The organism is Bacillus sp. FSL K6-4563 (genome assembly GCF_038630405.1).
GTDB lineage: Bacteria > Bacillota > Bacilli > Bacillales > Bacillaceae > Bacillus > Bacillus pumilus.
In genome coordinates this window covers 1,753,117-1,779,677 of the sequence record NZ_CP152030.1, presented here as the reverse complement: position 1 = coordinate 1,779,677, position 26,561 = coordinate 1,753,117, and the positions used below count along the sequence as shown (strand labels likewise).

At 40.8% G+C, this 26,561-nt stretch carries 27 protein-coding genes; 7 read left to right on the top strand and 20 right to left on the bottom strand.

The genetic code is table 11. The annotated features are described in order from the left end of the window. Positions 1-37: 37 nt before the first annotated feature. Positions 38-2,767 (bottom strand): aconitate hydratase AcnA, encoded by a 2,730-nt coding sequence (gene acnA, locus MHH54_RS08830; RefSeq protein WP_342500877.1) that lies wholly within the window; start codon positions 2,765-2,767, stop codon positions 38-40. A 220-nt stretch (positions 2,768-2,987) separates the two neighbouring features. Between acnA and sspO the strand changes: the two genes are divergently transcribed. From sspO to MHH54_RS08810, 4 genes are all read left to right on the top strand, one after another. Next, complete coding sequence (gene sspO / locus MHH54_RS08825; RefSeq protein WP_034660777.1) at positions 2,988-3,134, top strand: small acid-soluble spore protein O; 147 nt, start codon at positions 2,988-2,990, stop codon at positions 3,132-3,134. A 16-nt stretch (positions 3,135-3,150) separates the two neighbouring features. Beyond that, positions 3,151-3,297, top strand: a complete 147-nt coding sequence (locus tag MHH54_RS08820) for a small acid-soluble spore protein P (RefSeq protein WP_044141403.1) — start codon at positions 3,151-3,153, stop codon at positions 3,295-3,297. Between the two features lie 102 nt (positions 3,298-3,399). Further along, the gene (locus MHH54_RS08815) at positions 3,400-3,801 is read left to right on the top strand and encodes an Hsp20/alpha crystallin family protein (RefSeq protein WP_342500876.1); all 402 of its coding nucleotides are present in this window, start codon (positions 3,400-3,402) and stop codon (positions 3,799-3,801) included. A gap of 260 nt (positions 3,802-4,061) precedes the next feature. Further along, positions 4,062-4,490, top strand: a complete 429-nt coding sequence (locus MHH54_RS08810) for a DUF2621 domain-containing protein (protein ID WP_342500875.1) — start codon at positions 4,062-4,064, stop codon at positions 4,488-4,490. A gap of 187 nt (positions 4,491-4,677) precedes the next feature. Here the strand turns inward: MHH54_RS08810 and MHH54_RS08805 are convergent, their stop codons facing one another. Together MHH54_RS08805 and MHH54_RS08800 are read right to left on the bottom strand one after the other, a co-directional pair. After that, positions 4,678-5,160 carry a CcdC protein domain-containing protein gene (locus tag MHH54_RS08805; RefSeq protein WP_342500874.1) on the bottom strand — a complete coding sequence of 161 codons (483 nt, stop codon included), beginning with the start codon at positions 5,158-5,160 and terminating at the stop codon, positions 4,678-4,680. Between the two features lie 94 nt (positions 5,161-5,254). Beyond that, a complete protein-coding gene (locus tag MHH54_RS08800; protein WP_065097365.1) occupies positions 5,255-5,962 on the bottom strand; it encodes a cytochrome c biogenesis protein CcdA in 708 nt (235 codons plus the stop codon). A 214-nt stretch (positions 5,963-6,176) separates the two neighbouring features. Here MHH54_RS08800 and MHH54_RS08795 point away from each other — a divergent pair, with 214 nt between their 5' ends. Next, positions 6,177-6,344 (top strand): aspartyl-phosphate phosphatase Spo0E family protein, encoded by a 168-nt coding sequence (locus MHH54_RS08795; protein WP_003211291.1) that lies wholly within the window; start codon positions 6,177-6,179, stop codon positions 6,342-6,344. A gap of 263 nt (positions 6,345-6,607) precedes the next feature. Here the strand turns inward: MHH54_RS08795 and MHH54_RS08790 are convergent, their stop codons facing one another. From MHH54_RS08790 to yneA, 6 genes are all read right to left on the bottom strand, one after another. Further along, complete coding sequence (locus tag MHH54_RS08790; protein WP_003212379.1) at positions 6,608-6,826, bottom strand: YneF family protein; 219 nt, start codon at positions 6,824-6,826, stop codon at positions 6,608-6,610. Between the two features lie 84 nt (positions 6,827-6,910). Continuing rightward, a complete protein-coding gene (sirA, locus tag MHH54_RS08785) occupies positions 6,911-7,357 on the bottom strand; it encodes a sporulation inhibitor of replication protein SirA (RefSeq protein ID WP_003212113.1) in 447 nt (148 codons plus the stop codon). 198 nt (positions 7,358-7,555) lie between these two features. Next, positions 7,556-9,559 (bottom strand): transketolase, encoded by a 2,004-nt coding sequence (tkt, locus tag MHH54_RS08780; RefSeq protein WP_003211423.1) that lies wholly within the window; start codon positions 9,557-9,559, stop codon positions 7,556-7,558. Positions 9,560-9,746: 187 nt separating this feature from the next. Further along, a complete protein-coding gene (locus tag MHH54_RS08775) occupies positions 9,747-9,977 on the bottom strand; it encodes a DUF896 domain-containing protein (RefSeq protein WP_003211509.1) in 231 nt (76 codons plus the stop codon). A gap of 69 nt (positions 9,978-10,046) precedes the next feature. After that, the gene (locus MHH54_RS08770; protein ID WP_268493779.1) at positions 10,047-10,694 is read right to left on the bottom strand and encodes a recombinase family protein; all 648 of its coding nucleotides are present in this window, start codon (positions 10,692-10,694) and stop codon (positions 10,047-10,049) included. A 17-nt stretch (positions 10,695-10,711) separates the two neighbouring features. Then, entirely contained in the window at positions 10,712-11,023 is a 312-nt protein-coding gene (gene yneA, locus MHH54_RS08765) for a cell division suppressor protein YneA (protein WP_003211955.1), read from the bottom strand. A gap of 159 nt (positions 11,024-11,182) precedes the next feature. Here yneA and lexA point away from each other — a divergent pair, with 159 nt between their 5' ends. Beyond that, positions 11,183-11,803, top strand: coding sequence for a transcriptional repressor LexA (gene lexA, locus MHH54_RS08760; RefSeq protein ID WP_003212311.1), 621 nt, complete (start codon positions 11,183-11,185; stop codon positions 11,801-11,803). 46 nt (positions 11,804-11,849) lie between these two features. Here the strand turns inward: lexA and MHH54_RS08755 are convergent, their stop codons facing one another. Continuing rightward, on the bottom strand, positions 11,850-12,284 hold the full coding sequence (locus tag MHH54_RS08755; RefSeq protein WP_044141410.1) for a hypothetical protein: 435 nt from the start codon (positions 12,282-12,284) through the stop codon (positions 11,850-11,852). A 294-nt stretch (positions 12,285-12,578) separates the two neighbouring features. On the opposite strand from MHH54_RS08755, the gene MHH54_RS08750 reads away from it, so the two are divergent. Next, complete coding sequence (locus MHH54_RS08750) at positions 12,579-13,121, top strand: IseA DL-endopeptidase inhibitor family protein (protein WP_003211360.1); 543 nt, start codon at positions 12,579-12,581, stop codon at positions 13,119-13,121. 32 nt (positions 13,122-13,153) lie between these two features. Here the strand turns inward: MHH54_RS08750 and MHH54_RS08745 are convergent, their stop codons facing one another. From MHH54_RS08745 to MHH54_RS08700, 10 genes are all read right to left on the bottom strand, one after another. Beyond that, the gene (locus MHH54_RS08745; protein WP_342500873.1) at positions 13,154-14,002 is read right to left on the bottom strand and encodes an STAS domain-containing protein; all 849 of its coding nucleotides are present in this window, start codon (positions 14,000-14,002) and stop codon (positions 13,154-13,156) included. Between the two features lie 148 nt (positions 14,003-14,150). Beyond that, complete coding sequence (locus MHH54_RS08740; RefSeq protein ID WP_223251255.1) at positions 14,151-14,531, bottom strand: NucA/NucB deoxyribonuclease domain-containing protein; 381 nt, start codon at positions 14,529-14,531, stop codon at positions 14,151-14,153. Between the two features lie 261 nt (positions 14,532-14,792). Then, positions 14,793-15,701 carry a trypsin-like serine protease gene (locus MHH54_RS08735; protein WP_106032497.1) on the bottom strand — a complete coding sequence of 303 codons (909 nt, stop codon included), beginning with the start codon at positions 15,699-15,701 and terminating at the stop codon, positions 14,793-14,795. 392 nt (positions 15,702-16,093) lie between these two features. Next, on the bottom strand, positions 16,094-19,237 hold the full coding sequence (locus MHH54_RS08730; protein WP_342500872.1) for a bifunctional cytochrome P450/NADPH--P450 reductase: 3,144 nt from the start codon (positions 19,235-19,237) through the stop codon (positions 16,094-16,096). Between the two features lie 21 nt (positions 19,238-19,258). Next, a complete protein-coding gene (locus MHH54_RS08725) occupies positions 19,259-19,837 on the bottom strand; it encodes a TetR/AcrR family transcriptional regulator (protein ID WP_106032495.1) in 579 nt (192 codons plus the stop codon). 223 nt (positions 19,838-20,060) lie between these two features. After that, complete coding sequence (locus tag MHH54_RS08720) at positions 20,061-20,771, bottom strand: DUF421 domain-containing protein (protein ID WP_003210832.1); 711 nt, start codon at positions 20,769-20,771, stop codon at positions 20,061-20,063. Positions 20,772-20,835: 64 nt separating this feature from the next. Next, positions 20,836-23,052: an RNA ligase gene (locus tag MHH54_RS08715; RefSeq protein WP_342500871.1), complete on the bottom strand. Its 2,217-nt coding sequence runs from the start codon at positions 23,050-23,052 to the stop codon at positions 20,836-20,838. A gap of 313 nt (positions 23,053-23,365) precedes the next feature. Beyond that, entirely contained in the window at positions 23,366-24,274 is a 909-nt protein-coding gene (locus MHH54_RS08710; RefSeq protein WP_268493772.1) for a DMT family transporter, read from the bottom strand. A gap of 143 nt (positions 24,275-24,417) precedes the next feature. Beyond that, positions 24,418-25,140: a lactate utilization protein C gene (locus MHH54_RS08705; RefSeq protein WP_268493770.1), complete on the bottom strand. Its 723-nt coding sequence runs from the start codon at positions 25,138-25,140 to the stop codon at positions 24,418-24,420. Further along, on the bottom strand, positions 25,140-26,561 hold the full coding sequence (locus MHH54_RS08700; protein WP_268493767.1) for a LutB/LldF family L-lactate oxidation iron-sulfur protein: 1,422 nt from the start codon (positions 26,559-26,561) through the stop codon (positions 25,140-25,142). Before MHH54_RS08700 ends, MHH54_RS08705 begins: the two co-directional genes overlap by 1 nt.

Here is a 26,561-nt window from a genome sequence, read left to right as displayed (position 1 = left end):
GCTGTCTAGGCGCCTTCTCTTCTTTGCTGTATGAGTATTAGTTGCTTGCCAATTTTTCACGAAGTACCATTTGAAGGATACCACCATGACGATAGTAGTCAATTTCGACTTCACTGTCAAAGCGAACAACCACTTCAAATGTTTTCTCATTGCCATCTGTATCAATTGCTTTCACAGTGACAAGATCACGTGGACGAACTGTTTCATCAACTTCAACTTCAAATGTTTCTGTTCCTGTTAGTCCATAAGTTTCTGCACTTTCTCCGTCTTTAAACTGTAAAGGAAGTACACCCATGAAGACAAGGTTACTTCTGTGGATACGCTCAAAGCTTTCAGCTAGAACGAATTTAATTCCAAGAAGGTTTGTTCCTTTTGCAGCCCAGTCACGGGAAGAACCCATTCCGTAGTCTTTACCTGCTAAGATCGCAAGACCTGTGCCATCCTCTTTATAACGCATGCATGCATCATAAATGGATGTCACTTCACCAGTTGGCCAGTACGTTGTATATCCGCCTTCTGTTCCTGGTGCGATTTGGTTCTTAATACGGATGTTTGCAAAAGTACCTCTCATCATGACATGGTGGTTACCACGGCGAGATCCATATGAGTTAAAGTCTCTAGGAGATACGCCTCTTTCTTGCAAGTATTTACCCGCAGGTGTGTCTTTACCAATCGCTCCAGCAGGAGAAATATGGTCAGTTGTCACAGAGTCACCGAACTTGGCAACGACGCGCAAGCCTTTAAGCGGTTCAACTTTACCAGGCTCAACTGATAAGTTTTCAAAGAATGGCGGGTTATCAATGTATGTGGAATTTTCATCCCATTTATACAAAGCATCATCTGTCGTTTTAATTTCATTCCAGCGGTCATTGCTGTCAAATACAGTTTCATACTCTGAACGGAAGAGTTCAGGTGTGACTGTGCTTTTCACGACACTGTTGATTTCGTCCATTGATGGCCAAATGTCATTGAAATAAACGTTCTCACCGTTTTTATCCACACCGATAGGGTCTTTTGTTAAATCGATATTGACCGTACCAGCAAGTGCATATGCCACAACTAATGGTGGAGATGCGAGGTAGTTTCCTTTTACAAGCGGATGGATACGTCCTTCAAAGTTACGGTTACCTGATAAAACAGAAGTGATCAGCAGATCATTTTCAGAGACAGCATCCTCAATTTCTTGCGCAAGCGGTCCTGAGTTACCGATACATGTTGTACAGCCATACCCAACGATGTTAAATCCAAGGTCTCTTAAGTATGGAAGAAGTCCTGAGTTCACGAGGTATCCTGTCACAACCTTAGAACCTGGCGCTAGTGACGTTTTCACGTAGTTTGGCACCTTCATGCCAAGCTCACTTGCTTTCTTCGCAACAAGACCTGCTCCGATTAAGACGTAAGGGTTTGATGTATTCGTACAGCTCGTAATCGCTGCAATCGCAATCGCACCTGTCTTCATCACAGCTTTTTCACCATTTGCTAGATCAAATTCAATTTGTTTATCCAGCTCTGATTTTTCTAATCCAAACCCTTGGTTACCGGCTGGGCTTTCGATGTGCTGATGGAACGTCTCTTTCATTTCTGAAAGTGGAATCAAATCTTGTGGACGCTTTGGACCAGATAAGTTTGATTCAATTTTAGAAAGATCAATTTCCACAACATCCGTAAAAATTGGGTCCTCTACATCTGGCGTATAGAATAAGCCATTTGCGCGAGAATATTCTTCAACGACATTAATTTGCTCTTCATCACGTCCAGTAAGGCGAAGGTAAGCAAGAGCTTCCTCATCTACTGGGAAGAATCCGCAAGTAGCCCCGTATTCAGGCGCCATGTTCGCAATCGTTGCGCGATCCGCTAACGGCAGCTGTGCAACACCTGGTCCGAAGAACTCAACGAACTTGTTGACCACGCCTTTTTCACGCAGAACTTGTGTCACTTTTAGTGCAAGGTCAGTTGCAGTCGTTCCGTTTGGAAGTTCTCCAACTAATTTAGCACCAATGACTTCTGGTACTGGGAAGTATGAAGGCTGACCGAGCATACCAGCTTCCGCTTCAATACCGCCAACGCCCCATCCAAGCACGCCGATACCGTTGATCATGGTTGTATGAGAGTCAGTACCAACCAATGTATCTGGGTAAGTGATGATCTCTCCATCTTCTTCAATCGCATGAACAACACTTGCAAGGTACTCTAAGTTTACTTGGTGAACAATCCCTGTTGCAGGCGGAACAGCTTGATAGTTATTAAACGCTTTCTTTGCCCAGCTAAGGAAGTTATAACGCTCTGCGTTACGTTCGAATTCTAAATCCATGTTAATGTTTAATGCATCTTCAGTTCCAGCTTTATCAACTTGTACTGAGTGATCAATAACAAGGTCAACTGGAATTTCAGGGTTGATTTTATCCGGATCCCCACCTACATCTGCCATTGCTTTTCTTAATGAAGCAAGGTCAACGACGGCTGGTACACCCGTGAAGTCTTGTAAAATAACACGAGAAGGTTTAAATGGAACATCAATTTCTTTGACCTCGGCAGTTCCCCATTTTGCCAAGTTTTCAACGTGTTCCTTTTTGATCACTCTACCGTCTACTTGGCGAAGCACTGATTCTAAAAGTACCTTAATGGAATAAGGCAGCTTAGAAACATTTCCGATTCCTTGTTTCTCTAGTGCTTCTAACGAATAATAGTGATACGTTTTCCCATTTGTCGAAAACGTTTTTCTAGATTGAAAAGCGTCTTGTTTAGCGACTTGCTGCTGTTTCGACATATCCAAAATCCCCCTTTTGATGATCAAGATCAATTTCAATTCTCAGAAAAATCGTCGTATTTCACCACAATTTTCTCACAATTTCATCTTAAAACAAATTCATACATAAGTAAATAACAATGCTTTTATTAAATTCAATAAGTTTATCTTATCACTAGGAAATGATTACTCTTCATAATCCAAGCAGGGCAGGTTCATACTACAATTGAGGTGATAGAACATGACAAAACGTAAAGCAAATCATGTGATTGACGGCATGAATGCAGCCAAAAGCCAAGGGAATGGTGCAGGCTACATTGAAGATGACCAACTCGTTTTAACAGAAGAACAAAGACAAAACAATAAAAAACGTAAAAAAAACCAATAAGAAAGGAGCAAGCATCATGACGAATAAAAACTCAGGGAAAGACATCCGTCAAAACTCGCCTAAGGAGCATCAAGGCGGACAGCCTGAGCCATTATCAGGCAGTAAAAAAGTGAAAAACCGCAACCATACAAGACAAAAGCACAATTCTCATCACGATATGTAAACATTCTCCTCTCATCCCGTGGCAAAGCGGGATGTTTTAGGTCGTTCACACATTTCAGTTCTCAACATATCATTTATTATGAGATGTGATGGAGGAGTGTTTATGGAGAATGAAAAGCAATCGAATTCCTCTGATTTTCTAGAAATAGATGATTGGCTTAATGTTTTAATGGATGATCCATTTGCCTGGTATGATGAACACCTCCCAATTGACCTTTATGAAACAAGCCGTGATTATATTATTGAGATTGATGTCTCCACCCTGTCGATCGCTGATGTAAAGCTGACCTTCGCTGGACATGAGCTCACTCTCGCTTACACAGTAAAAAAGCCAAATGATAAAGGCGAACAGCCAATTGAAAAAAGTGTCATGCTCCCTTTTTACTTGAACGACAAAGAGATTGAAACAGAATACGAAAACAGAATCATTTCGATAAGAATTAAAAAAAGTTCTGACCATTCAAGCAGAGCATTTTCCTTTCAAATTCCGCACTTCAAACATTAAGAGCCCACCTTCATTTGGTGGGCTCTCTTCCGTTCGTGTCAAGTCAATACCTTTTGCGAACCACCATGGCCAAATAGTAGAGTCGCTATATGATAAGGTATTCTTTTTCTACTAGATGGTTTGGGTCTTTCTAGTAAATGGGCAGTTATGAATGAAAAAAGGCGTTCATAGAGATGAGAGACATACATTTTTGTTATTTTCTTCTATCATGTCTTCATGTAAAATAAGATAGAGAGACGAGAGGTATAAGGGGTGAGAGCATGTTAAGCGGCTGGTTTTTGTGGTTCATTTTATTTTGGGGCACGGTGATGATCGGATTACTCGCAATCGGTGGCTTTTTTATGTTTCGCAAATTTTTAAAACGATTGCCGAAGGAAGATGGGAAATCAGAGCTTGATTGGCAGGATGATTATATTCAAAAGAGCCTCCACCTATGGCGGGAAGAAGACAAACAGCTTTTAAATGAACTTGTATTACCTGTTCCAGAGCTGTTTAGAGATGTCGCCAAAGAAAAAATTGCAGGAAAAATTGGCGAGCTGGCTTTAAAAGAACAAGCTGCCAGCATTAATTTAGACTTAATCATTCGCGGCTATATTATCGCTACACCAAAGCGTGATCATAAGTTTTTGTTGAAGCGCCTTCAAGAAAAAAACATCGATCATACGCCATATGAAGCATTATTAAAATAACCTCCTTATAAAAGGAGGTTTAAGCGTGTAGACAAACCCTCGCATTCGTTGTCAGGTCTGCACGCCAGTGCTCGCCCTTCCTAGACTTCAAAGGTTTTCTATCACGCTGAAAAGAAGACAAAGTGCTAAAATAAACATCATTTTAGCACTTTGTCAACAATCTATAACCTCCTTATAAAAAGGAGGTTTAATTCATTTGAACCTGTTGCGGATCTAATTGCTTAGATATCTTTCTAAACGACAAATACATAGCAACGCGCCAAGGTACAATCATGCCAAAAGCAAGTATCCAAAACATTCCGCTTAGAGAGCCATAATCAATAGAAGAACTCAGGATCGTCTTCATCCCGATACGAAGAACAAGAAGTCCAATGAGAATAAACACAAATGCTTTTGACCGCTTTAAGTAAATCTCGTTCCCTATAATTTCAAACTTTGATGTTTTGATTAAAAAGATGGAGAAAAACATCCCCACTGTGATCGCTTCAAGAAATTCAGCTCCAGTTACCTGAAACATTGGAACAAAAAACATCAGTGCACCAGTGCTCATAAAAATAGGAGGTAATATAATTTTTTTTGCGGTTGCCGGTTTCGCAGATGACTTAATGCGAATAAACATGACGGCTACCGCCATACATATTGCAATTATAGAAGAGATTAAGACCATCATATCAAATCATTCCTTTATTCTTTAAGGTCAGCCTATGTATAATATACTCCAATTGACGAAAAAAAACCATTCGCCGCGACTGTAGAAAACGATTTCAAAAGCCTGTAAATCCGCCAAACAATGATGAGAACATGATGATAATCCATGTGAGAAGATCAAAGAACAGCAATAGCCCTACCACAATCATAATGATCCCGCCTATTTTCATGATAAGCTGCTGACGCTTTCTGATCCACGCCATTTTCGTAATGAAAAAGGAGAGAACAAAAAATGGAACGCCAAATCCAAATACATACGCAATCATATAAGGCACAGCCGACTCTGGATTGTTACTAGCAAGTGCGATAACGGCAGATAAAATAGGTCCTGTACAAGGTGTCCAACCAGCGGCAAAGCCCATTCCAATGAGAATCGATCCAAAAAAACCAGCAGGACGATTTTTGAACTGCATTCTCTTTTCGCCCATGAGGAAAGAAGGCTGAAATACACCAAGCGTCATAAAACCAAAGAAAATAATGAGGATAGCTCCAACCTGGCGAATCGCTTGATGGTAATCATCAAAAAACTTCCCAACAAACGATGTCCCAAAGCCTATCGCAATAAAGATAATAGAGAAACCAATTAAAAAGAATAAGGTATGAAGCAGACTTCTTCTTCTCAGCATCACCTTCTCAGATTTCACTTCATCCATACTAACGCCCGTAATATAAGATAAAAACGCTGGGTAAAGCGGCAGACAGCACGGTGAGATAAAAGAAAGGAATCCTGCTCCGAAAGCTAAAAAGTAATTCAAATCTGTCAAAAGAACACCCCCTTCTTACAATATACAATAAGAGATGACAAAATCATTTCATTTTTTTTACATCCTCTCAATAAAGATGGTCTATTCTCTTAAAACCTTATATAATTTAATTTGACATCGAGATAACGAATCCTTTAAATTTGAAAATAAACCTGAAAATGGATATAATAGAATCGATTCTTTTTATCAAGATTTGCATGAAAGGAACATGACTTTGGTAAAAACATCATTATTAACTCAAATCGAAGAAAAAAGAGAAGAGCTGATGAAAGTTGTGATGCACAATGGGATGACATCAACAGTGACCATCGAACATAGCCAGCAGCTAGATCATCTCCTCTTACAATATCAACGACACTTACACTCAAACTCAGCCAACTAATCATATCTCATGATATTTATCATGCTGCACGATTTTTAGAACAGTTGATATGTGTGACCATAAACGAAACAAAAACCTCTGATAACAGGGGTTTTTGTTTTTTTACAGGAAGCTGACGCCAAAATAAAAACCACCTTCCCTGCTTCATTTAGGCAAGTACAGTGGTTTTAAAGCGTCTGATGAAGGTGAATTCAATAAAGAAAGGACAACGCTTGTCCATTCTTTATAACCATGTTCCATCTATGATCATAATATCGTACGTATTATTTCGCTTGGTTGTTCATGGCTTTCATCATTTGATTGATTTTCTTCTGGGACGGTTTCATGCCCATTTGCATCATCATCATTCGAAGCATTTGTTCATTAATTGGTGGATTCTTTTTCAAGTAGCTCATCATATACTTACGAGCAATAAAGAATCCGAGTGCAACTCCTGCAAGCAGTGCAACAACGCCTACAAGGATGACAACCCATAAATCCATAATTCTTCCTCCTTCATGTTGTCTCGTATAAAGTGTACTAAACAAAAGGCTATTATACAACATTTCACGTTCAATTTTATTTTTTTAAACAAAATTCCTCACTTTTACCGGATTGAGCCACCCGTGCTTCTTTGAACCGAAGTCCATCGCAAGGAAGCAAGGACTAATTTTTCTCAGCACTTCAAAAAACACTGCTTCTGCTTCATAACTACCGGTGGCAGACATTTGGATATAACGATCTTTTATGATAAATGCAGCCGTTCCTTTTCCATCAGGTAAGGAAGCGCTGTATATCGAGCCAATTTGTGTATAGTGAACGTTCGTTAAGTTGTTCATTAATCGCTGATGCATATGAAAAGCAGGGATTCGTTTCGTCACGTAATCCACTTGTTTCACAAGCATCACCAATTCATCTTCCGTGCGGTTCGTCCAGTGTAACGACTCAAACAAATGAAACAAAATTGATTCTCTGCCAAAATAATGATGCGCAAATTCATCCTCAATCCAATAAATATAATAATGGCGTTCCATGTCTATCCCTTCCTTTCACATTTCGTCAATCTCGTATATTGCTTGTATTATACAAAAATGTGAAAGAAAGAATTGTCTATATATGAAGCAAGAAGAAACTAGTTTTGTCAAAAAAACAAGAAAAAAGAAAAAAGTTTGCAGAGCGGATGAAAATGCTCTGCAAACAGATGAAAAAAAGCATGATGCTTGGAGACTTCGTTATTTGTTCAGCTTCGCTTTCACACGGCTGACGACATTGCTGACCGTAAAGCCGTATTTCTCAATAATGGTTTCACCAGGTGCAGAAGCGCCAAATTTATCAATGGCAATTACGTCACCATCAAGACCAGTGTAACGCTCCCAGCCAAGTGAAGCCCCCATTTCAATCGCAATACGAGCCCGCACTGCTGTAGGAAGGACTGATTCTTTGTATTCGTCTGACTGCTGATCGAAACGATCCCATGCAGGAAGACTGACAACAGACGCGCGGATTCCTTCTTTCTCAAGTGCTTTTTGCGCTTCAATCGCTAAACCGACTTCAGATCCAGATGCGAGTAGAAGTGCTTCTGGCTGCGCATCAGCAGCTTCAACGACGACGTATCCACCCTTTTCTACTCCCTCATATGCCTTCTCAGGTGCTTGGTCAATCGTTGGAAGGTTTTGACGAGTCAGAACTAGTGCTGTCGGTTTATCCGTTGAAGATACAGCAAGTTTCCACGCTGCAGCTGTTTCGTTTCCATCCGCAGGGCGAATGACAGAAAGGTTCGGCATCGCACGTAATGAAGCAAGCTGTTCAACCGGCTCATGCGTCGGACCATCTTCACCAACAGCGATACTGTCATGAGTAAAGACATAAGTGACTGGAAGTCCCATTAAGGCAGCAAGACGAATCGCTGGTCTTAAGTAATCTGAGAAAACAAAGAACGTTCCGCCGAATACACGAAGGCCGCCGTGAAGCGCCATACCGTTTAACGCGGCACCCATTGCAAATTCTCTGACGCCGAACCAAATGTTCTTACCAGCATAATGATCTTTACCAAAATCGTCTGTGTTTTTAATCGTTGTTTTGTTTGAACCTGCAAGGTCAGCAGACCCGCCAATGAAGAAAGGTACTTGCTTCGCAATGCCATTTAATACTTCGCCTGAAGAAGCGCGGGAGGCAAGACTTGAACCTGCTTCATAAACAGGAACCTCTTGATCCCAATTCTCCGGAAGCTTTCCTTCAATCGCAAGCTGCAATTGAGCTGCAAGCTCAGGGTATTCTTTTTCATATTGCGCAAATAATTCATTCCAAGCTGCTTCTTTTTTCTGACCAGCGTCTTTTACAGCTTCTTTGAAATGATCGTACACTTCAGAAGGTACATGGAAGTCTTCTTCAAACGTCCAAGAGTAAGCTTCCTTCGTCAGCTTGGCTTCGTCGCTGCCAAGTGGTGCACCATGCACACCAGAAGTTCCTGCACGGTTTGGCGATCCGAAACCGATTGTTGTTTTCACTTCAATCAGTGTAGGTCTGTCTGTGCTTTGTTTTGCCTTTTTGATAGCAGCCGTCACTTCTTCAATGTTGTTGCCGTCTTTCACATAAAGAACTTCCCAGTTCATCGCTTCAAAACGATTCTTCACATTTTCAGAGAATGAACGATCTAGGTCGCCATCTAAAGAAATATCATTTGAATCATAAAGGACAATTAAACGGCCTAAGCCTAAATGACCAGCAAGGGAAGCAGCTTCAGAGGAAATTCCCTCCATTAAGTCTCCATCTCCGCAAATGCTGTATGTATAGTGATCTACAACATTAAAGTTGTCTTTGTTATACGTTTCCGCAAGATGTCTTTCTGCAAGTGCCATACCAACTGCCATGGCAATCCCCTGTCCTAAAGGACCTGTTGTAGCATCGACGCCCTCTGTATGTCCAAATTCAGGATGTCCAGGTGTTTTGCTACCCCATTGGCGGAATTGTTTTAGATCATCGATGCTCAAGTTGTATCCGCTTAAATGAAGCATGCTATATAGAAGCATAGAACCATGTCCCGCAGATAATACAAAACGGTCTCTGTTAAACCAATTTGGGTTTTGCGGACTTACGTTTAAGTGATTCGTCCATAAAGCGTATGCCATTGGCGCAGCACCCATCGGCATTCCAGGGTGGCCGGAATTCGCTTTTTCAATTGCGTCTATGGAGAGAGTACGTATTGTTGCAATAGATTTCAATTCAATCGTTTCCATATAAATCCCCTTCCGTATCTTGTGTACACCATTATCATAAATCTACTGTCCTTTTTTCACAACTATTTCACGCTGAAAAAGAGTGATTTTGTCACATTTAGTTTATCGATCACCTAAAAAGTTATGCAAATATGAAAAAAGATGAGAATATCCTTCCCATCTTTTCAAAATTCAAGAAACCGAAAACTTAATGAAGGTTTTGATCTCTTTCTCTTTTTAATTTTTCTGGTGTGACATCGTTTCCTTCAGGGTCAACGATTTTCACGGTTTTAAGTGTATTTTTCATAGAAGAACGAAAAGCTTTTAAATACTCTTCTCTTAATTGCTTTTGTTCTGTTTTTTCAGCGTCTGACAAACCGGTCTCTTTTGACTTTTTTGAAAGCTCATTGATTCTTGCAAGCTGATTTTTAGAAATCATGACTAACTCCTTTAAAGCATTTTCTCTACATACTACTAAATATCAATCATTTTGACAACAAATCAAGCTTTAGGTGGTCAGACCTTTTTCATATTCTTGATACCTTCTATGGACCGTTGCTTTTGAAATGTCGAAACCTAGTGCCTGAAGAGTTACTGCGATTTCTGCGAAGGTCATGTTATTTTTTCTTAATCGAACAATTTCTGAAATCGGCACTTCAATACGCTCACGGCCAGGCGCATGATCCTGCTGTTTTAAATTCAGTTCGGGCTGATACCCTCGTTCAACGGCTCTTCTCATTCCTCGCTTGATTTTCAGGTTATGAATTTTTCGTTGATACTCTTCAACGACTCCTACGATCTCAATCACCATTTCATCTGCTTCTGAAAGCTCAAGTTCGCCTCTATGAAACGTACTGTACACCTTTACATTCTCTTTAAAAAGACAATGAAGAAGCGCAATTTTTGCTTGTCCTCTTCCGAGACGTGTTTCATCCTGGATAAGAACAGCATCAATTGACTCTTCTTTTAGTGTAGCTAGCATATCAAACACACCATCGCGATCTAGATCATACCCGCTTGCTTTTTCTTTAATGACTTTAACCACATTCATCTTGTGCATAGCAGCTAAAGCTAGCAATTCTTCTTCTTGTCTCTTCAGTGAGGTTTCCTGCTCTTCTTTGACAGTGCTTACTCTCGCATAGATGATTGCATTCATGTCTTCAATCGACCTTTCTACTGTACTGTTGCAAGTTGATATACGACTGGATGCTCTTTTTTGACTGGTATGACAAGGATGTCACCAGGCTGGATTTCTGTTGAAGCAAGATCGTTGTGCTGAGTGACCCAGTCAATAAACGCATTTTTATCGATTGATTTGCTGTCGTTTACTTGATCAGCTAACCCCCAAAGAGTATCCCCTGATTGAACTTCTATTTTAACATACTGATTTGGATCATTATGGCTTGTGACTGCAATAAGTGAGAGAAATATGCCAACGATGAATGAGAATACCCCAATAAAAATAATAGATTCTTTTAACCTCATAATGTCATCTCTCCTAATAGAATGTGTGTTCGTTCTTTCTGACACTTATTATAAATACGAACAAACGTTTCTGTCAAACGTTTTTTTCGAACCTATGTTTGTACTGTTAGGAAAAACATGCTATAATTTCTTTAAAATTGACGTTTTGAGGTGCAAAAGATGACGAAGCTATCAAAAAGACAACTCGATATCCTGACATTCATCAAAGAAGAAGTAAAAAGCAAGGGCTATCCCCCATCCGTTCGTGAAATTGGAGAAGCTGTCGGTCTAGCATCCAGTTCAACGGTTCATGGACATTTAGCTAGACTAGAAACGAAGGGCTTAATTAGAAGAGACCCGACAAAACCTAGAGCGATCGAAGTACTAGATGAAGAGGAAATGAATATTCCAAAGAGTGCTGTAATGAACGTACCAGTCATCGGAAAAGTAACAGCAGGCCTGCCTATTACGGCTGTTGAGAATGTAGAAGAGTACTTCCCTCTTCCAGAGACTTTTGCAGCACCAGATGAACAAGTATTTATGCTTGAAATTATGGGAGAAAGTATGATTGACGCAGGAATTTTGGACAAGGACTATGTCATTGTGCGTCAGCAAAGCACTGCTAACAATGGAGATATTGTCGTCGCCATGACAGAGGAAGATGAAGCGACAGTGAAACGTTTCTATAAAGAAGATACACACTTTAGATTACAGCCAGAAAATCCATCTATGGAACCGATTATTTTACAGAATGTAAGTATACTAGGTAAAGTGATTGGCGTATTTAGAAATATTCACTAAAAAAAGCCGGTATTTCATCAGTTAATGATGAGAACCGGCTTTTTTTTTATGAACAAGAATAGGCAAGAATACTCGAGCTTGGGAAGGAACCAAAGGTAAAGTTCGGCCAAATAAAGCCAGTTGTTCTCCCGAAAGGCTGTGAGGATAGGACATACATTAAAAATACTTGACCGTTTCTCATAAACACAATCGTCCACCTTCTATTACATCCCGCGGCAAATTGAACCGATTGCTGACCTCCACCTGTTTGCCCTGAAATAAGTGACTGCATGCTTTGAGGCTGTGATAATGCTTGCTGATATTGCGAAATAATATGCTGTGGTGGGGCTGGCGGGGCTGATCCACTAGATCCGGGCCCAGTGCCTCCTCCTCCGATTGGAAACCCTGGAAATCCTCCACCTTGAGAAGGGAGCGACGGCCAACCTTGCATCTGCCTATCATATGAGTACCCATTCCACATACCTTCATACGGATAATACATATTCAACACCACTTTCTTAGACATTCATCACGATAGTATATGTCATAAATGAAAAAGCGTGTTGAACGTCCAAACAGAAACTTTTCCAAAAAACGTTTTGTTCTTCTTTAGAACGGTTAAATAGTAGATATAAAGAAAAAATAAAAAAATGAAAACTTTTTGCCACCCTCAAACGTTATATATATAGAAAGAAAAGAAATAAAAAACATTTCAATTTAATACTTGTAATATCACTGTAATTATTGTAACATTTGTAACATAAGAAGTTTTCATTGAGAAAAGGAGGCAATCGCCTTGAAAAAATTATTCGTTTTATTAACTGCTATTATGCTTATGATCTCATTACAATCTACAACATTGGCCGCTTCTAAAAAACCAGCCACTTTGACAAATAAAGAAGCGTTACATATTGCCCTTGATGCACGGGAACACTTTTGGAGTGCGATGTCAGGCTACAAAATTAATGAACATTCTGATTACAAATTAAAATCATTTAGCTATAAAGACATGACTTACAACTATCTTTCTAAAACATTTGATACAAAGAAAAAACTAAACAGCTACCTATCTCAAGTTTTCACAAAAGAAGCCATCAATCAAGGTTTAAAAGACTACCAGTTCATTGTTCATAAAGGCAAAATGGCTGTTCCAGTCGGCGACGGAGACAATATGCTTAATTGGGATAAAGCGACACCTAAACTTGTCTCTAAAAAACAAACAGTCCGCACATATGAATTCACTGTCCCAACACTTGATGGACGCAAAGTACAAAGAACGGTTACGTTCGAAAAAGGACAAAAAGATTGGAAAGTCACTAAAATTGACGCTGTTATCTAAATAAAAACCAGGCCATTCAATCGGCCTGGTTTTTATATTGAAGTAAATTCAGTCATGCGGTCTAAGGCGTGAGCAAGTGATGATGCCGTGCGAAATTCATTAAATGGAAGCCCGAGCTGCACAGCGGTTTGGGCAATTTCTGGTCTGATTCCTGAAATAGTTGTCTCTACTCCAATTAACCGAAGTGATGTGACAAGATCAAAGATTTGATGAGCCACCATTGTATCAATAATGACAACGCCCGATAAATCAATACATAAATGCTGTACACCTTTCTGTGAGCACTGTTTCAGCGTATTTTCTAAAATAACCTTTGCTCTCGCTGTATCAATATCACCTACTAACGGCAATAACGCAATATAACTTTTTAAGACAATGACAGGTGAGCTCAGCTCGTAAATCATGTCTCTTTGTGCCACGAGCTTCCTCGTTGTATTTTTCACATATTGCTGGATGAACATATGAATGGAAATATTAAACGCCTCTGAAATTAAATCATACCAATAAAAGATGCGGTCAATATCAATTTCATCTTGACGCTGTTTAATAAATTCTTTTAAGTAATGAAGGACCACTCTTTGATTGGACATGTATTCTCTCACAACATAATCTAATGGTGTGTTTAAATGCTTTGGGTCACTGGCTAAGTCTTCAGACCACTTTTTAAACTCAGTATGTAAATACGTCTTGTCTTCAATAAGAGCACGTATAAAATGCTGGTAATAATCTTGATTTTGCCGTTTTAGCTCTGATATGATGCTGGAATCTGTTGAACGGTATATGGATTCTGGATCATCGTCCTCAATTGATTCATACCATGTTTCAGTCAACTTCTCTGCATGCTGCATAAAAAAATCGTATAATGCACGGTTCTTATCCATAAGCAAATGTCCCTTCACATTTTCTTCTTGTCAGTCTTTGTACCTTATAGATTGATTGTACCACTGAATCTTTTTTCCCTGCCAGCTCGGATACGCTCTGATCATATAAAAAAAAGGCACCCGATTGAGGGGTGCCTTTTCCTCAGATTTATTTCACAATGAATAATATTCTTTTCCCATCAGGAAATCCGCTGATTTGGTGCCCGACCCATGAGCCTGCTCCCCTATTATCAGATGGACTGACATATTGAACACTTGCGCCTTTTCCTCCCTCAAGACAAACCGCCATCGGCCATTCATCCCGGTCAAAGCCAGGTTTTGTCGGAATGCCTTTTAATGATTCTTGCCTGCGGGCATCTGCTCCATTTCGGTCTATCGTACACACATCTGAATGCCCTTTTCGAATGGCTTCTTGAATATGACTGCCTGTTTCAGGGTACCGTTCCTTTGGAAATTGAATGACATGATCATATCGATCGGCACCTTTTGCCGCATGTTCCTCCCCAAATCCACCTAATAGCGTGCCCATCCATATCACAAAGCATAAGGCGACAGCAGTAATCCAGCCTCTTCTCATTTTCAAAAATGCGTGACCTCCTCATTTTTCTCAAGTAGAATCTTGACATAAAGGAAATGTGTCATTTTAATGTATGAGTTGTTCACGAATGACATGTGAAAAAAATGAAGAGGCTAGAACTCAATGAATCTTTCAAGCATAGACAGATAGACACTTGTATCCACATAAAAAAGCTTGTCCCCTATGAAGGAAACAAGCTTTATGTTCTAGCTTTTATTGCGCTTTAGCATAGTTGATAAATTCAACAAAGGCAGCTGTCGCTTTTGGACCGCCATTAATCGTTCCGTTTGAATACCCTGCGTTATGAACCCCAACGATTTGCTGATTTTGATCTAGCATCGCTGAGCCTGAATTTCCGCTAAATGTATCAATCGTATAGTATGCGAGATTCGTATCTTCTCTTGTCACAGGACCTGACATCTCCCACTGCGACACCTTGCCAGTCGATCTCATTTTATCACCTGGATATCCAGAAATTTTAATCGTTGTTCCAGTTAAGTTTGTCACCTGACGGATGGAACGGTAACCGACTGTATTGCCAATGTTCGTATCTGTTTTGATCACGGCAAAATCATATTGGCTCGCACCTGTATTGATATATCCGCTTGGTACATAGAACTCTGTCATATTCGCTGACCCATTTACCGCAGTGCTATCATTCATCCCTGGATACACCGATCCTTTTGCACTATAACTTCTTGATGCTGTATTGTACACGCAGTGTCCGTTTGTCAAAATTTTGTTAGGGGCAATGAGTGTCCCCGTACAGCTTGAGCCGCCAAATGTAATATAAGCAATTGAATTATATGGTGCTACTCTTGTATTTGCTACTTTTGTTCTACCATCGTCTCCAATGACGACTTTAGTTTGAAAGTCTTTTACATATTTTGATAGTGGTTTTACTTTTTCACCAACAGTTGAAGATAGATCATCCACTTTATCAAAGGATGAGGGGGATTTCGAATCATTGTGGAAATCACTTGAAGAGATCACCTTTCCATCAGAAGTCACCATGTCATAATCAGATGTTAGTACTGAATCCGATGCGGCATGGGCAAAACTAGGCACACTTAAAGCACCAAAAACGAGTAGAGAAGGGAGTAACATTTTCACCTTTTTCATCATATTCCTCCTTTATGTCCTATATCAAAAATGATACGATTGTTCCATATTGGAGTAAATGAGAGAATATTCTTATTTTTTACAAAATATTTCATTTTCAAATTAGGTGTTTTGTATCTTTCAAACTTTCATTCTATCGATCTCACCTCTCTTGATGAAACAGAAAAAACCGCCTAATTGGCGGTCTCAGATTGTTGACAAAGGGATAAAATGATCTTTATTTTAGCCCTTTGTCTTCTTTTCAGCGTGATAGAAAACCTTTGCAGCCCTAGAAGGACGAGCACTGGCGCGGAGCGAATTTGACATTCGTGAGCACCAGCGCACAGGACTGACACCGAATGCGAGGGTTTGTCTACACGCTGAAACCGCCTAATTGGCGGTCTTCCCTCTTGTCAGCTCCATACATCTTTTACATATCTATTATTATTCGCAAGGGTTGTCAGCCAATTTTCAGCTGCTTCCTTCGAGCATTGTTTCTCGTGTTGATAGAGGTCGATCAGTGTAGCCTCTACATCTGGTGCCATGACTTTTCCGTCCCCGCACACGTAAAGATACGCACCTTGGTCAAGTAACTTGATCAGCATGTCGCCGTTTTCTTTCAACAAATGCTGGACATATACTTTTTGCTCTTTGTGACGAGAATAAGCCCGGTGGATGTGGACAACTCCTTTTTGCGCTGCAAGCTGCATTTCTTCAAAATACAGATCATCTTCATGAGGGTGACGGCAGCCAAAATATAGGTGAGCTTCGCCTAGTGGCTTGCCTTCCTTCTGCCATACTTCTCTTGCCTGAACAAACCCTCTAAATGGAGCGATTCCTGTACCCGGTCCGATCATGATCATCGGTACTTCAGATGAAGGCGGCAGCTGGAATCCTGCCTGCGCTTCGTGAAGGAAGCAGGCGACTTCTTCACCTTCCTGCAGACCACATAAATAGTTTGATGCGACTCCGGCATATTCACCGCGGCCGCTCCACGCTTTCCCTTTCACAACCGCCACTGTGATACTGACTCTTTTTTCATCGACCTTTGGTGAGCTAGAAATAGAATAATAGCGCGGCTTCAAACCTGGTAAAAGTGCTAAAAAGTGCACAAATGACAGCTCACATGCTTCATATTGAACTAGTAAGTCAAGCATGGTGACTCGTTTCTTTAAAATAGCTTCTTGATACGCTTCACCAGCCATTTGCTCAAGCTCCATGCGGTGAGGCGGACAAACTGTATATGCGGCGAGCTCTCTTAGCTGCGTACGTGTTGCAGGCTCTTGAAGCTCAACATGCGACGCAAGTAATTCTCTCATTTGAATCGGCTGATCTAAAGGTAAATGATTTGCTTCTTTCTCAGAAGAAAGCTTGATGTGCTGCTTAGGATCTAGATTGAAGCGATTGATCACCCGCTGCACGAGTGCATCACTATTTTTCGGAACAATTCCGATATGATCCCCTTCTTTGTACTTTTTCTCTTCAGGCAATTGCAGCTCTATATGTCTTGTTTGCCGCTCACTTTTTTCAGATTGTAATTCTTCATTTTTCAGTACAACAGCTGAAAAAGCACCATATGTTTTCGCCACAGGACGTTCTACTAGCTCATTGGTATAAGCAACTGATAGCTTTGGGTTTTCTTTACCTTTTTCTTGGAAGGTGAGCTTAAATTCTTTTGCGAGCTGCTTGAAGACCGTTTTCTGAAATGCTTCTTTATCCTCATCCATATCTCCGCCTGCATCACCTTCTCCTAAATCAGCTGCACGCTTCGCACCTTTTCTTTCAAGTGCTTCATCAATGAGACGAGGAATACGCTGGTACGTACTCGCCCAATTTCGATCTCCGCATCCAAACACAGCAAACGTCACGTTTGTTAAATCCTGCTCTTTATCCTGCGTGACCCAATCCACAAATTTTTTCGCATGGTCAGGCGGATGTCCATTATATGAAGCGGTCACGATGAAGACTGCACCCTTATCTGGTAATTGACGTGTATAGTCATCAAGCGGAGCAGTGGTCACATCAAACCCTTTTGCTTTTCCTTCTTCAGCCAATTCGTTTGCGATTTGCTGCGCTGTGCCAAGATTTGATCCATATAAAACAAGCAATGGTGTACCATGACTCTCCACTTTTGACTCATCAGATTTTGTGCTTTTTTTCGCCTCTTCTTTCGGTGGTGCCATAAAGAGTTGCTGCTTTCTTGGCCGCACTTTGATTTTAAAATCGTTTGGCTTAATCGTCAGAGATTCTTTTAAATCAAGTTCATATGATGTGTGATCAATCAATTCCAGGTTGTGCAGGACCATTGCCAGTACCATTGTGGCTTCATGAAGGGCGAATTGCATGCCGATACATGCACGCTGTCCATTCCCAAAAGGCTTGTAGGCATGCTGCGGGATCTTTTCAGGGTGTAGAAACCGCTCTGGTTTAAATTCTTCCGCATCCTCTCCCCATACCGCTTGATCACGATGTAACTTAGGTAGCAGCACGGAGACACTTTGGTTCTTTTTAATCGAATATTTCCCTCCGATGACGGTGTCCTCTTTCGCATAAAAAGAGAACGTAGGCGCTGTTGGCCAGAGGCGAAGAGATTCATTTAAAACCATACGTGTGTAATTTAGTTTTTGTACCTGCTTAAATGTTGGCAGTCCGCCTTGCAGCACATCATCTGCTTCTTGGACAGCTTTCTTTAATTTTTCAGGATTCTTTAATAAGAAATAAATCGCAAAGGATAGTAGCCCGCTTGTTGTTTCGTGCCCAGCTATTAAGAAGGTAATGATTTGATAGCGAATATTTTCATCTGACAGGCGCTCTCCTGTTTCAGGGTCCTTTGCATGCAGCATGAGGGACAGTAAATCATCGCCCGTTTTATCTTGTTTTTTCCGTTCTTGAATAATGTCATCTACTAATTGCTTCATAAAATCGACATTTTCTTCAAATTTTTTTCTTCTTTTGATCATTAGCTTATCTGCAACCGGCAACCGGCTCGCCTGATCCATCGCTTCGCTTAAACCATTCACCATACTTTCGATGAATGGATGCTGATTTTCTTTATAAAAACTGTTAAACCTGAAATCAAAACCACAAAGTCCGATCGTATCTAAAGTAAGCTTTGTCATATCCTCTGCTACTTCAATTTCTTCATCACGGCCTGTTCTTTGCCATTTTTGTACAAGCTGTGTGGCAATATCGAGCATCATTTCATGATAGCCCTTCATGGCCTGCTGACTAAACGCCGGCATCAAGATGTGGTGAGCCTTTCTCCAGGTCGGTTCTTCTGTCCAGCTCGTAAATAACCCATCCCCTGCAAATGCTCTTACTTTATTGAGACTAGTCCCAATGTATTTATCAAAACGGCTCTCATCACATATTTCTTGGAAAAGTTCATGATTAGAAACAAAAATACTTGTTGCTTTTGAAAATTCAAACTGAAAGATCGGTCCTAATTCATCTGCCAGCCGCCAAAAGGTTTGAGAAAGCTCCCCCTTTTTGATATGGGGAATATTTTTAAAAGGTCCGTATGTTTTTGGTTTTGGAATGATTGATGTTTGTTGCATGTGCCCACTCCTTTTCATTCATTAAGATGCGACGCTGATAGCGCGCCATAAACTTTGCTCAATGTCCTCTAGAAATTCAATCGTTGGCTCTATTTCTTCTGCAAGAATTTGTTTATGCAGCTGTACAAAGGCACCAAATACAATCGATAGAATGGTTCTACCTGAAAGATTTGGATGAATCCCATCCTTTTTCCCTTCTTCAAAGATAAGGAATAGCTCATGTAACAAATGCTGCATTTTCTCTTTGCTCGTCTCGTCTAAGTAATGGGATCGTTTATCAATTTCTAAGAAATATAGCCCGCTTGGATTCTCCTTTGTAAATAAAACCAAGCAATAAAATACATGCTTAAAGTACGCCCGAATACTCGCCTTTGGATCTGGAATGTTTGTGTTCATTTTTTCGATAAATGCAGAAAGGCTGCGCTGGTACAAAATATTGACGAGTGCCTCTTTACTGTCGAAATAACGGTAAATGGTTCCCGCTCCGACGTTTGCTCTTTTTGAAATCATTGGCATCGTGGTCCCATCAAAGCCCCGTTCAATAAATAAGTCTAGTGAAGCCTTCATGATCTGTTCTTGTTTATCAGTCACTGCTGGCACTTCATCCCCTCCTCGCCACAGGAATGAACGTTCATTCCGCAAACGGTATATTATATTAATATTTTAATTTGTTCTATATACACTTAAACACATTTATTTTTTTCCGTCATCACATTTTCTGAAAATAATAATAATTGAGAAATGATGCCTAGTCAGACAGCATCCAAACGACTTATAAACATTGACGGATATGTGTCATGCGGGTGACCTCCGCACTATACCTTCATTCTTGGTCAATCGGAGAGTGAATGTGGTCGTCATATGTATCAATATATAAGCTGCCATTACTTGAACGGACTGCGTATACAATGTCCTTTAAGGAGAGCTGCCTTTTCTTAAGCTCTTCATCTATCCACTCCACTGTTAATTGATTTTCTTGAATGTTTTTCAAAATGAGCTTTCCGTCCATGATCACTTCAATAGGCATGTAGCCCTCTGCCTTCATATACAATTGAAGATCCTTTCGAGTGACATTTTCAAACGAAGGATATTTTTTCACTGACATATGCCCATCTGTTTCAATCATAGCAAATTCAACTTCGCTAATATCAAAAATGTCTTTTTCTCTCAGCTGCTGATTTAAATAATCAAGGGTATATCTCATTCCCTTCATATTCTCTTCAAGAATTTTGCCATTTTGTATGACAAGGGTTGGTTTACCGGCCATAAATCCTCTCAATTTCCGGCTCCTTAAAGCAATGAGCGAAATCACATAAATGATCATGACAAGCGTGACAAAGGAAATCGTCGTGTGATGAAACGGAAGCGTTGTATTAAACGCGAGACTCGCCGCAATTGAACCTAAGCTAATGGCTGCTATAAAATCAAAAATATTCATTTGCGCTATGGTTTGCTTTCCAAGAAGACGTGCTCCGCCAAATAAAATCGCAAAAGCAAACATCGTCCGTAAAATGACTTCAATATGGTCAGGCATGTCAGGGTCCACCTTTCAATTGCATCAAAAAAAGCCTTTTCCTTAGAAAAGACTCCTTTTTAGACTATGCATTTATTCCATCATTATTCAATTGGGCTGCATCGCTTTGCTCAAAATGTGAGCGCAGCTCGATAATGGAGCTATTTCTCACAACATGGGCATCTTGCTCAAGAAGCCACGTATAAAATCTAGCTTGCTCTGCTGTTTGCAATGCCTGCATATATTTTTGCGTGGAACGCTTCTCTGCAACGCGTTGTTTGATCGCGCGCATCTGTTTCCAGAATTGATAATAAGGAAGTTTGAGCTTGGTCATCAAGCCGCGATCATCCTCAATGACATATCCCTCTTCTTTGATCGAGTCGTCATGAGAAACGGCCTGATACCATTTATAAAAAGACGTCCAATCATGGAACACAGCCACTTCCTGCTTGCTGGATATTCCAAGCTGTTCGCTTACTCTTTTCACTTCAGTAAATGGTGCCTTTTCATAGCTTAGCTGACGCTTCACTATATCAAGCAAAATGAGTTGATCATGATCATATGTGATAATATGTGGGTCTTTCTCTGGCAAAATGACTTCAAACACAAGAGATGCATTGTGGTCACGTACGTATGATTTGATGTAGTCGACCTGCACGTCTCCGAAGGTCTGATAGAATAACTCCTCGACCCAGGAAGCATGCTGATTTTGTTTCACATGAGATGCATACGATTTGGACGTAAACACCAATTCATCTTCCATTTCGTTATACCCAACCGTCCCTAAATATCCATTTGCTTTATCATAGACGGTGACAGGAAATTGAAGGTGGTTTACTAGATGATGCATTTTTGTCTCCGGACGCTCATCAATGTTAAAAAATTTGTTGTAGCTTCTTGAAACAATCTGCTTTGACACCATATTGACAAACAAACCTCTTGCCTTCACATTCACATCATCCCACTGCCGTTCACTAAACGCTTTTTTCGTAAAATTAAAAGATGAAATATGGTGCGGAAGCTTTAATTCCTGTACATACTCATGCTGATCTAAGTGAGCTAAAAAGTCATCTAGTGAGATATCTGGTTGAATAGTGGCTGATGGTTTTTTCTCAGAAGCTCTATAGATTGGGTTGTCAATTTCATGAGTCTCAATCCCGTCAGCTGTGATTTTCAACACCCTCAGCTGTCCCCCGAATTCAACCTGGCCTTCTAGATTATAAGACCTTTCCGCTGCTTGAATAGGCAGCCTGTATAAATTGCGATGCCCGTGAATTTGAATGACATCTAATCCAGCAGTATTTTGAACAAACAAATGATCAATGTCATCTGAATATTCACCTACACCGTGGATGAGCTGCTGTGTTGAGACATGCAATAGCTCTTCTGGCAAATGAGCAAGCCCCCCGTGGGTAACAAGAAATGTCTTGCCATGGTACGTAAAATAAGTAAGCTGATGAAATGTTCTGACAAACTTCCGTACTTCTTTTAAATCAAAGTCTGCTGCTTCAATCTCAGGTGCAGTATGCCGGTTAAACATATTACTTCTTACTTTTTCACCATGTGCAAACCGGTATAAATACTGATCATGATTTCCCTCAATCACGATGACATTCCGGCATTCTCTATGTGCGAGCATCCATTCTAATACTTCCTTGTTTTCTATGCCTCTATCAAGCAAATCACCTGCAAAGATATAAAGTTCATTTTCTTTAATATCTTCTTGCAAATAGGTGGTCAGAGCGGTATGACAGCCGTGAATATCTCCAAAAACATGAATGGCCTCATATTGGTCGAAGGATCGAGGCTGATAGGTCATCACTTGCGGATATTCCTCAGGCTGCAAGACAGTCACCCATGATGGGACCTTTTCTGTTTTTAACCGCTCGTTCATTTGATATAAAACAGACTCCCGCACAACTTTGTGAGCTTCCCGTGAGCGATTTTGCAGGAGAGCTGTTTCAAGCGGCACCTGCGTGAAATCGACGACATACACCCTGTAACGATACGATGTGGCCAGCGATTTATATTGAGATATCGATTTGCTTGAAATATGCGTGGCATCAATCACAGTAAAGTCTCCGCGTTCCATACGTGCTGTAAGCAATTCAAATAATAAAGACCAGACTTTGTGGTCATGCTTGCTTGAAATTTCTGGTTTCCCATTGACAGATAACTGCGGAGGCTGGGTCAAAAGACGAATCTGATCCGCTGATAATGTGTAAGGCTCTAAGCCTTGGGCTTTGATCCAAGTTGATTTCCCTACGCCTGGGAGACCTCGTAAAAGGACTAAAGTTCTCATATTGGTTCTCCTTTAATAAGTGATATTTTACCTATTATAGATAAATGATGGATAAATCTCAATCTTTTATCGATTATGGTAATATATAGATAGAAAGGGAGGTTTTACGTATGTCTAATGGGGAGAATATCGCATTTAATATTGGTGATCTTCTATTTTAAGTGTTCTCTCTTCTATTCATTGCTGCTATCGTGACGATCATTGTCATCGCTTTTCGAATGATCAGAAGAAAACGAATGGAATTGAAGAAGGTTGAGGAAAGATTGAACAAAGTGATTGAAAAAAACGATTTAAAAGAGTAAAAATCCGGAATTTAACCGGATTTTTTTTGTTTCATCACAATCCCTTGCCGCTGCTGCATCAAAAAGAAAAAGACGCCTAAAAGGACAAGAAAACCGCCACACATTTGGAGCAGCGTGACTTTCTCTCCAAGCAGCCATACAGCAAGAATCGTGGCTCCAACAGGTTCGCCAAGGATACTCATTGAAATGGTTGTGGCATTGACATAGGTTAAAAGCCAATTATTAATGACATGAGACATGGTGGGAATGATCGCAAGCAATAAAAAGATTCCCCACTCTTTACCCGGATAGCCTGTAAAAGGCGTTTGCTGAATCAAATTGAATAAAATTAAAAAAAGACCGGCAAAACCAAACACACAAAAACTATAAATCCAATGAGATATCTTTCTGACAGCCTGTTGACCTATTAATAAATAACAAACAACTGCGATCACACTTAAAAAGGATAAAATGTCTCCTAGGATGGCTTCGTGGCTATGACCTATGTCTCCCCACCCAATCATAAGTGCACCAACAATCGCGGCACACATCGTCAAAAGTGCAGGCAGCGTGGTTCGTTCACGGAAAATGAGAAAGCCGCCTAATAAGGAGACCATCGGCTGAAGGGCGATGATAATAGTAGAGCTTGCCACAGTCGTCAGCTTCAGTGAGCCAAACCACAACACAAAATGGAATCCTAAAAAGAAGCCTGACATACATAAGAAAAACCAGTCTCTTCGCTGAATCGAGAGAAATTCTTTTTTTCGTGGCAGGATAAACGGCAGCATAAAGATCGCGGCAAAAATCATACGATACATACTTAAAATAGCAGCAGGTGCATTTGACCATTTCACAATAATAGCAGAAAACGAAATGGCAATAATTGAAATCACAAGCGGTAGTGCAATTGATTTCTTTTGAGCAGTTGACTTCATGTCCATAAGCAGCTTCCTTTACATCAGCAGTAGATGAGAAGTTCATCTTGTATGTCGTCATCTTACTATGTCCAATCCGCTAGAGGCAAGATGATTTTAAAACTTATGTAAGCTTTTTTGCATGAAAAAAGGCTTTCATCTCGAAAGCCCTATTCATCATCTATCAATAGATAAACCGCCCGAACTGGACCATGAACCCCTACCACTAAATTCATCTCAATATCCGCAGAGTTACTCGGACCTGATATGAAATGAATCGCACCTTTCGCCTGCTCCCCCTCTTCTACCAAGCGATTAAGAGCCGAAACAGCTTGAATCATCCGCGGAACCACCGTGCTTTTTTCGATACACACGATATACATCATCGGTAAAAAATGGAGCGCTCTTCCTTGGCTCTGATGGGATGAAAGGACGACTGTCCCTGATTCTGCTAAGGTGTAATCACTGAATACAACCGAATACGCCGCTTGCTCTGCCAGCCTGATATTTTCTTCCCTTGAAGCCTCAGCATTCCAGCTGGTGACTGCGAATCCTTCGTGCTGCAAGCTGTCAAACATCGGATAAAAACCATATTGTTCAAAACGATGATCGCCCGATGTCATCACAGAACCCTCTCCATACTCTGTCATCAATGATCGTAATACAGAGGCCGCTTCCTTTGGTGTTGTTTCGACCACTCTTGTATGAATTCGTTGACATTGCACCTTCAATTGCTCGACTAGCTCTTCTTTAGACAAAAGTCCGTTTGTTTCCCACTGAACTTGATGCTTCCAAGTCGGGCGCTGAATAGATGCAGACGAGGAGGAATCCTTCCCTAATTGCTTACGGATATGAGCTAAAAACGACTCTCGGTGAGAAATAGTTCCCTTCATCACTGCTCCCCCTTCTGTCTCTTTTTAAACCAATCCCTGAATCTTTCTTTACTTGGAGCTGGTAGGTCACGAATATCTGTCCAATTCTTTAAAGGACCTATTCCTTTTGAAATCTGTCCGTTTGAAGCCATACGATTCATCAATACAGGAGCTGCTTTTGTTCCGAATTGATACATCCCGGGAGTCGATGCGCCCATACCGAACATTTTCATCGCCATCATTTCAGCTTTAGGCGCTCTCCCCTCTTTTTCCACGATGACTTGTCGATGTTTTATTAATAACTCGTGAAGCGGGATCTTTACTGGACAAGCATCTGTGCAAGCCGCGCAAAGACTAGATGCAAAGGGAAGCTCTTCGTAGTCATCATAGCCGCCAAGAAGCGGCGATAAAACAGCACCAATTGGCCCCGGGTAAATCGATCCGTATGAATGTCCGCCCACATGCCGGTAAACGGGGCATACATTGATGCAGGCTGCGCACCGGATACATTGGAGAACAGGCTGAAAGGCCGTACCTAATATATTGGACCGCCCATTGTCCACAATGACCAAGTGAAATTCTTCTGGTCCATCCACTTCTTCTTCTCCTTTTGGTCCGACGACAGAAATATAACTCGTTAATTTCTGACCGACTGCACTTCTGCACAAAAGACCAACGAGGACATCTAGTTCCTCCATCGTTGGAACAATCCGTTCCATGCCCATAACGGCGATATGTGTCTTCGGTATAGCCGTAACAAGATCAGCATTCCCTTCATTTGTCACAAGGCAAATGGAACCTGTATTGGCGACAGCAAAATTACAGCCGGTGACACCAATATCTGCTTCGAGGAACTTTTCACGTAAGATGGCTCTCACAAAACTCGTCATATCTTCAGGTGTCTCTGACATCTCATATCCGAGCTTTTCGTGAAAGACTTCTCGTATTTGTTCTTTCGTCATATGAAGAGCAGGTGCCACAATATGTGAAGGAGGTTCATGATCATCTACTTGCAGAATATACTCGCCAAGATCGCTTTCCACCACCTCACAGCCGATCTCTTCAAGGGCTTGATTCATTTCAATTTCTTCTGTGACCATTGATTTTGATTTAACGATCTTTTGGGCCGCCTTTTTCTGTGCCACATGTTGAATATACGCCGATGCCTCTTTCTTTGTTTTTGCAAAAAAGACATGTCCCCCGCGTGCACTAACACTTTCACTTAATTGGTATAAGTAGTCATCAAGATGCGTCAGCGTATGCTGGCGGATTTCCTCGCCAAGCTCTCGCCACTTTTCCCAGTTGCCAAGCTCTTCGCTCGCAGATAGCCGCCTTTCATACAGGCGTTCCTGCGCTGAGGAAACAGCCCCTCTCATGACCGTATCTTCTAATCCTTCTCCGATTCGTTCTTTAAAGGCCTTCTCTCCAATTTTCATACTCAT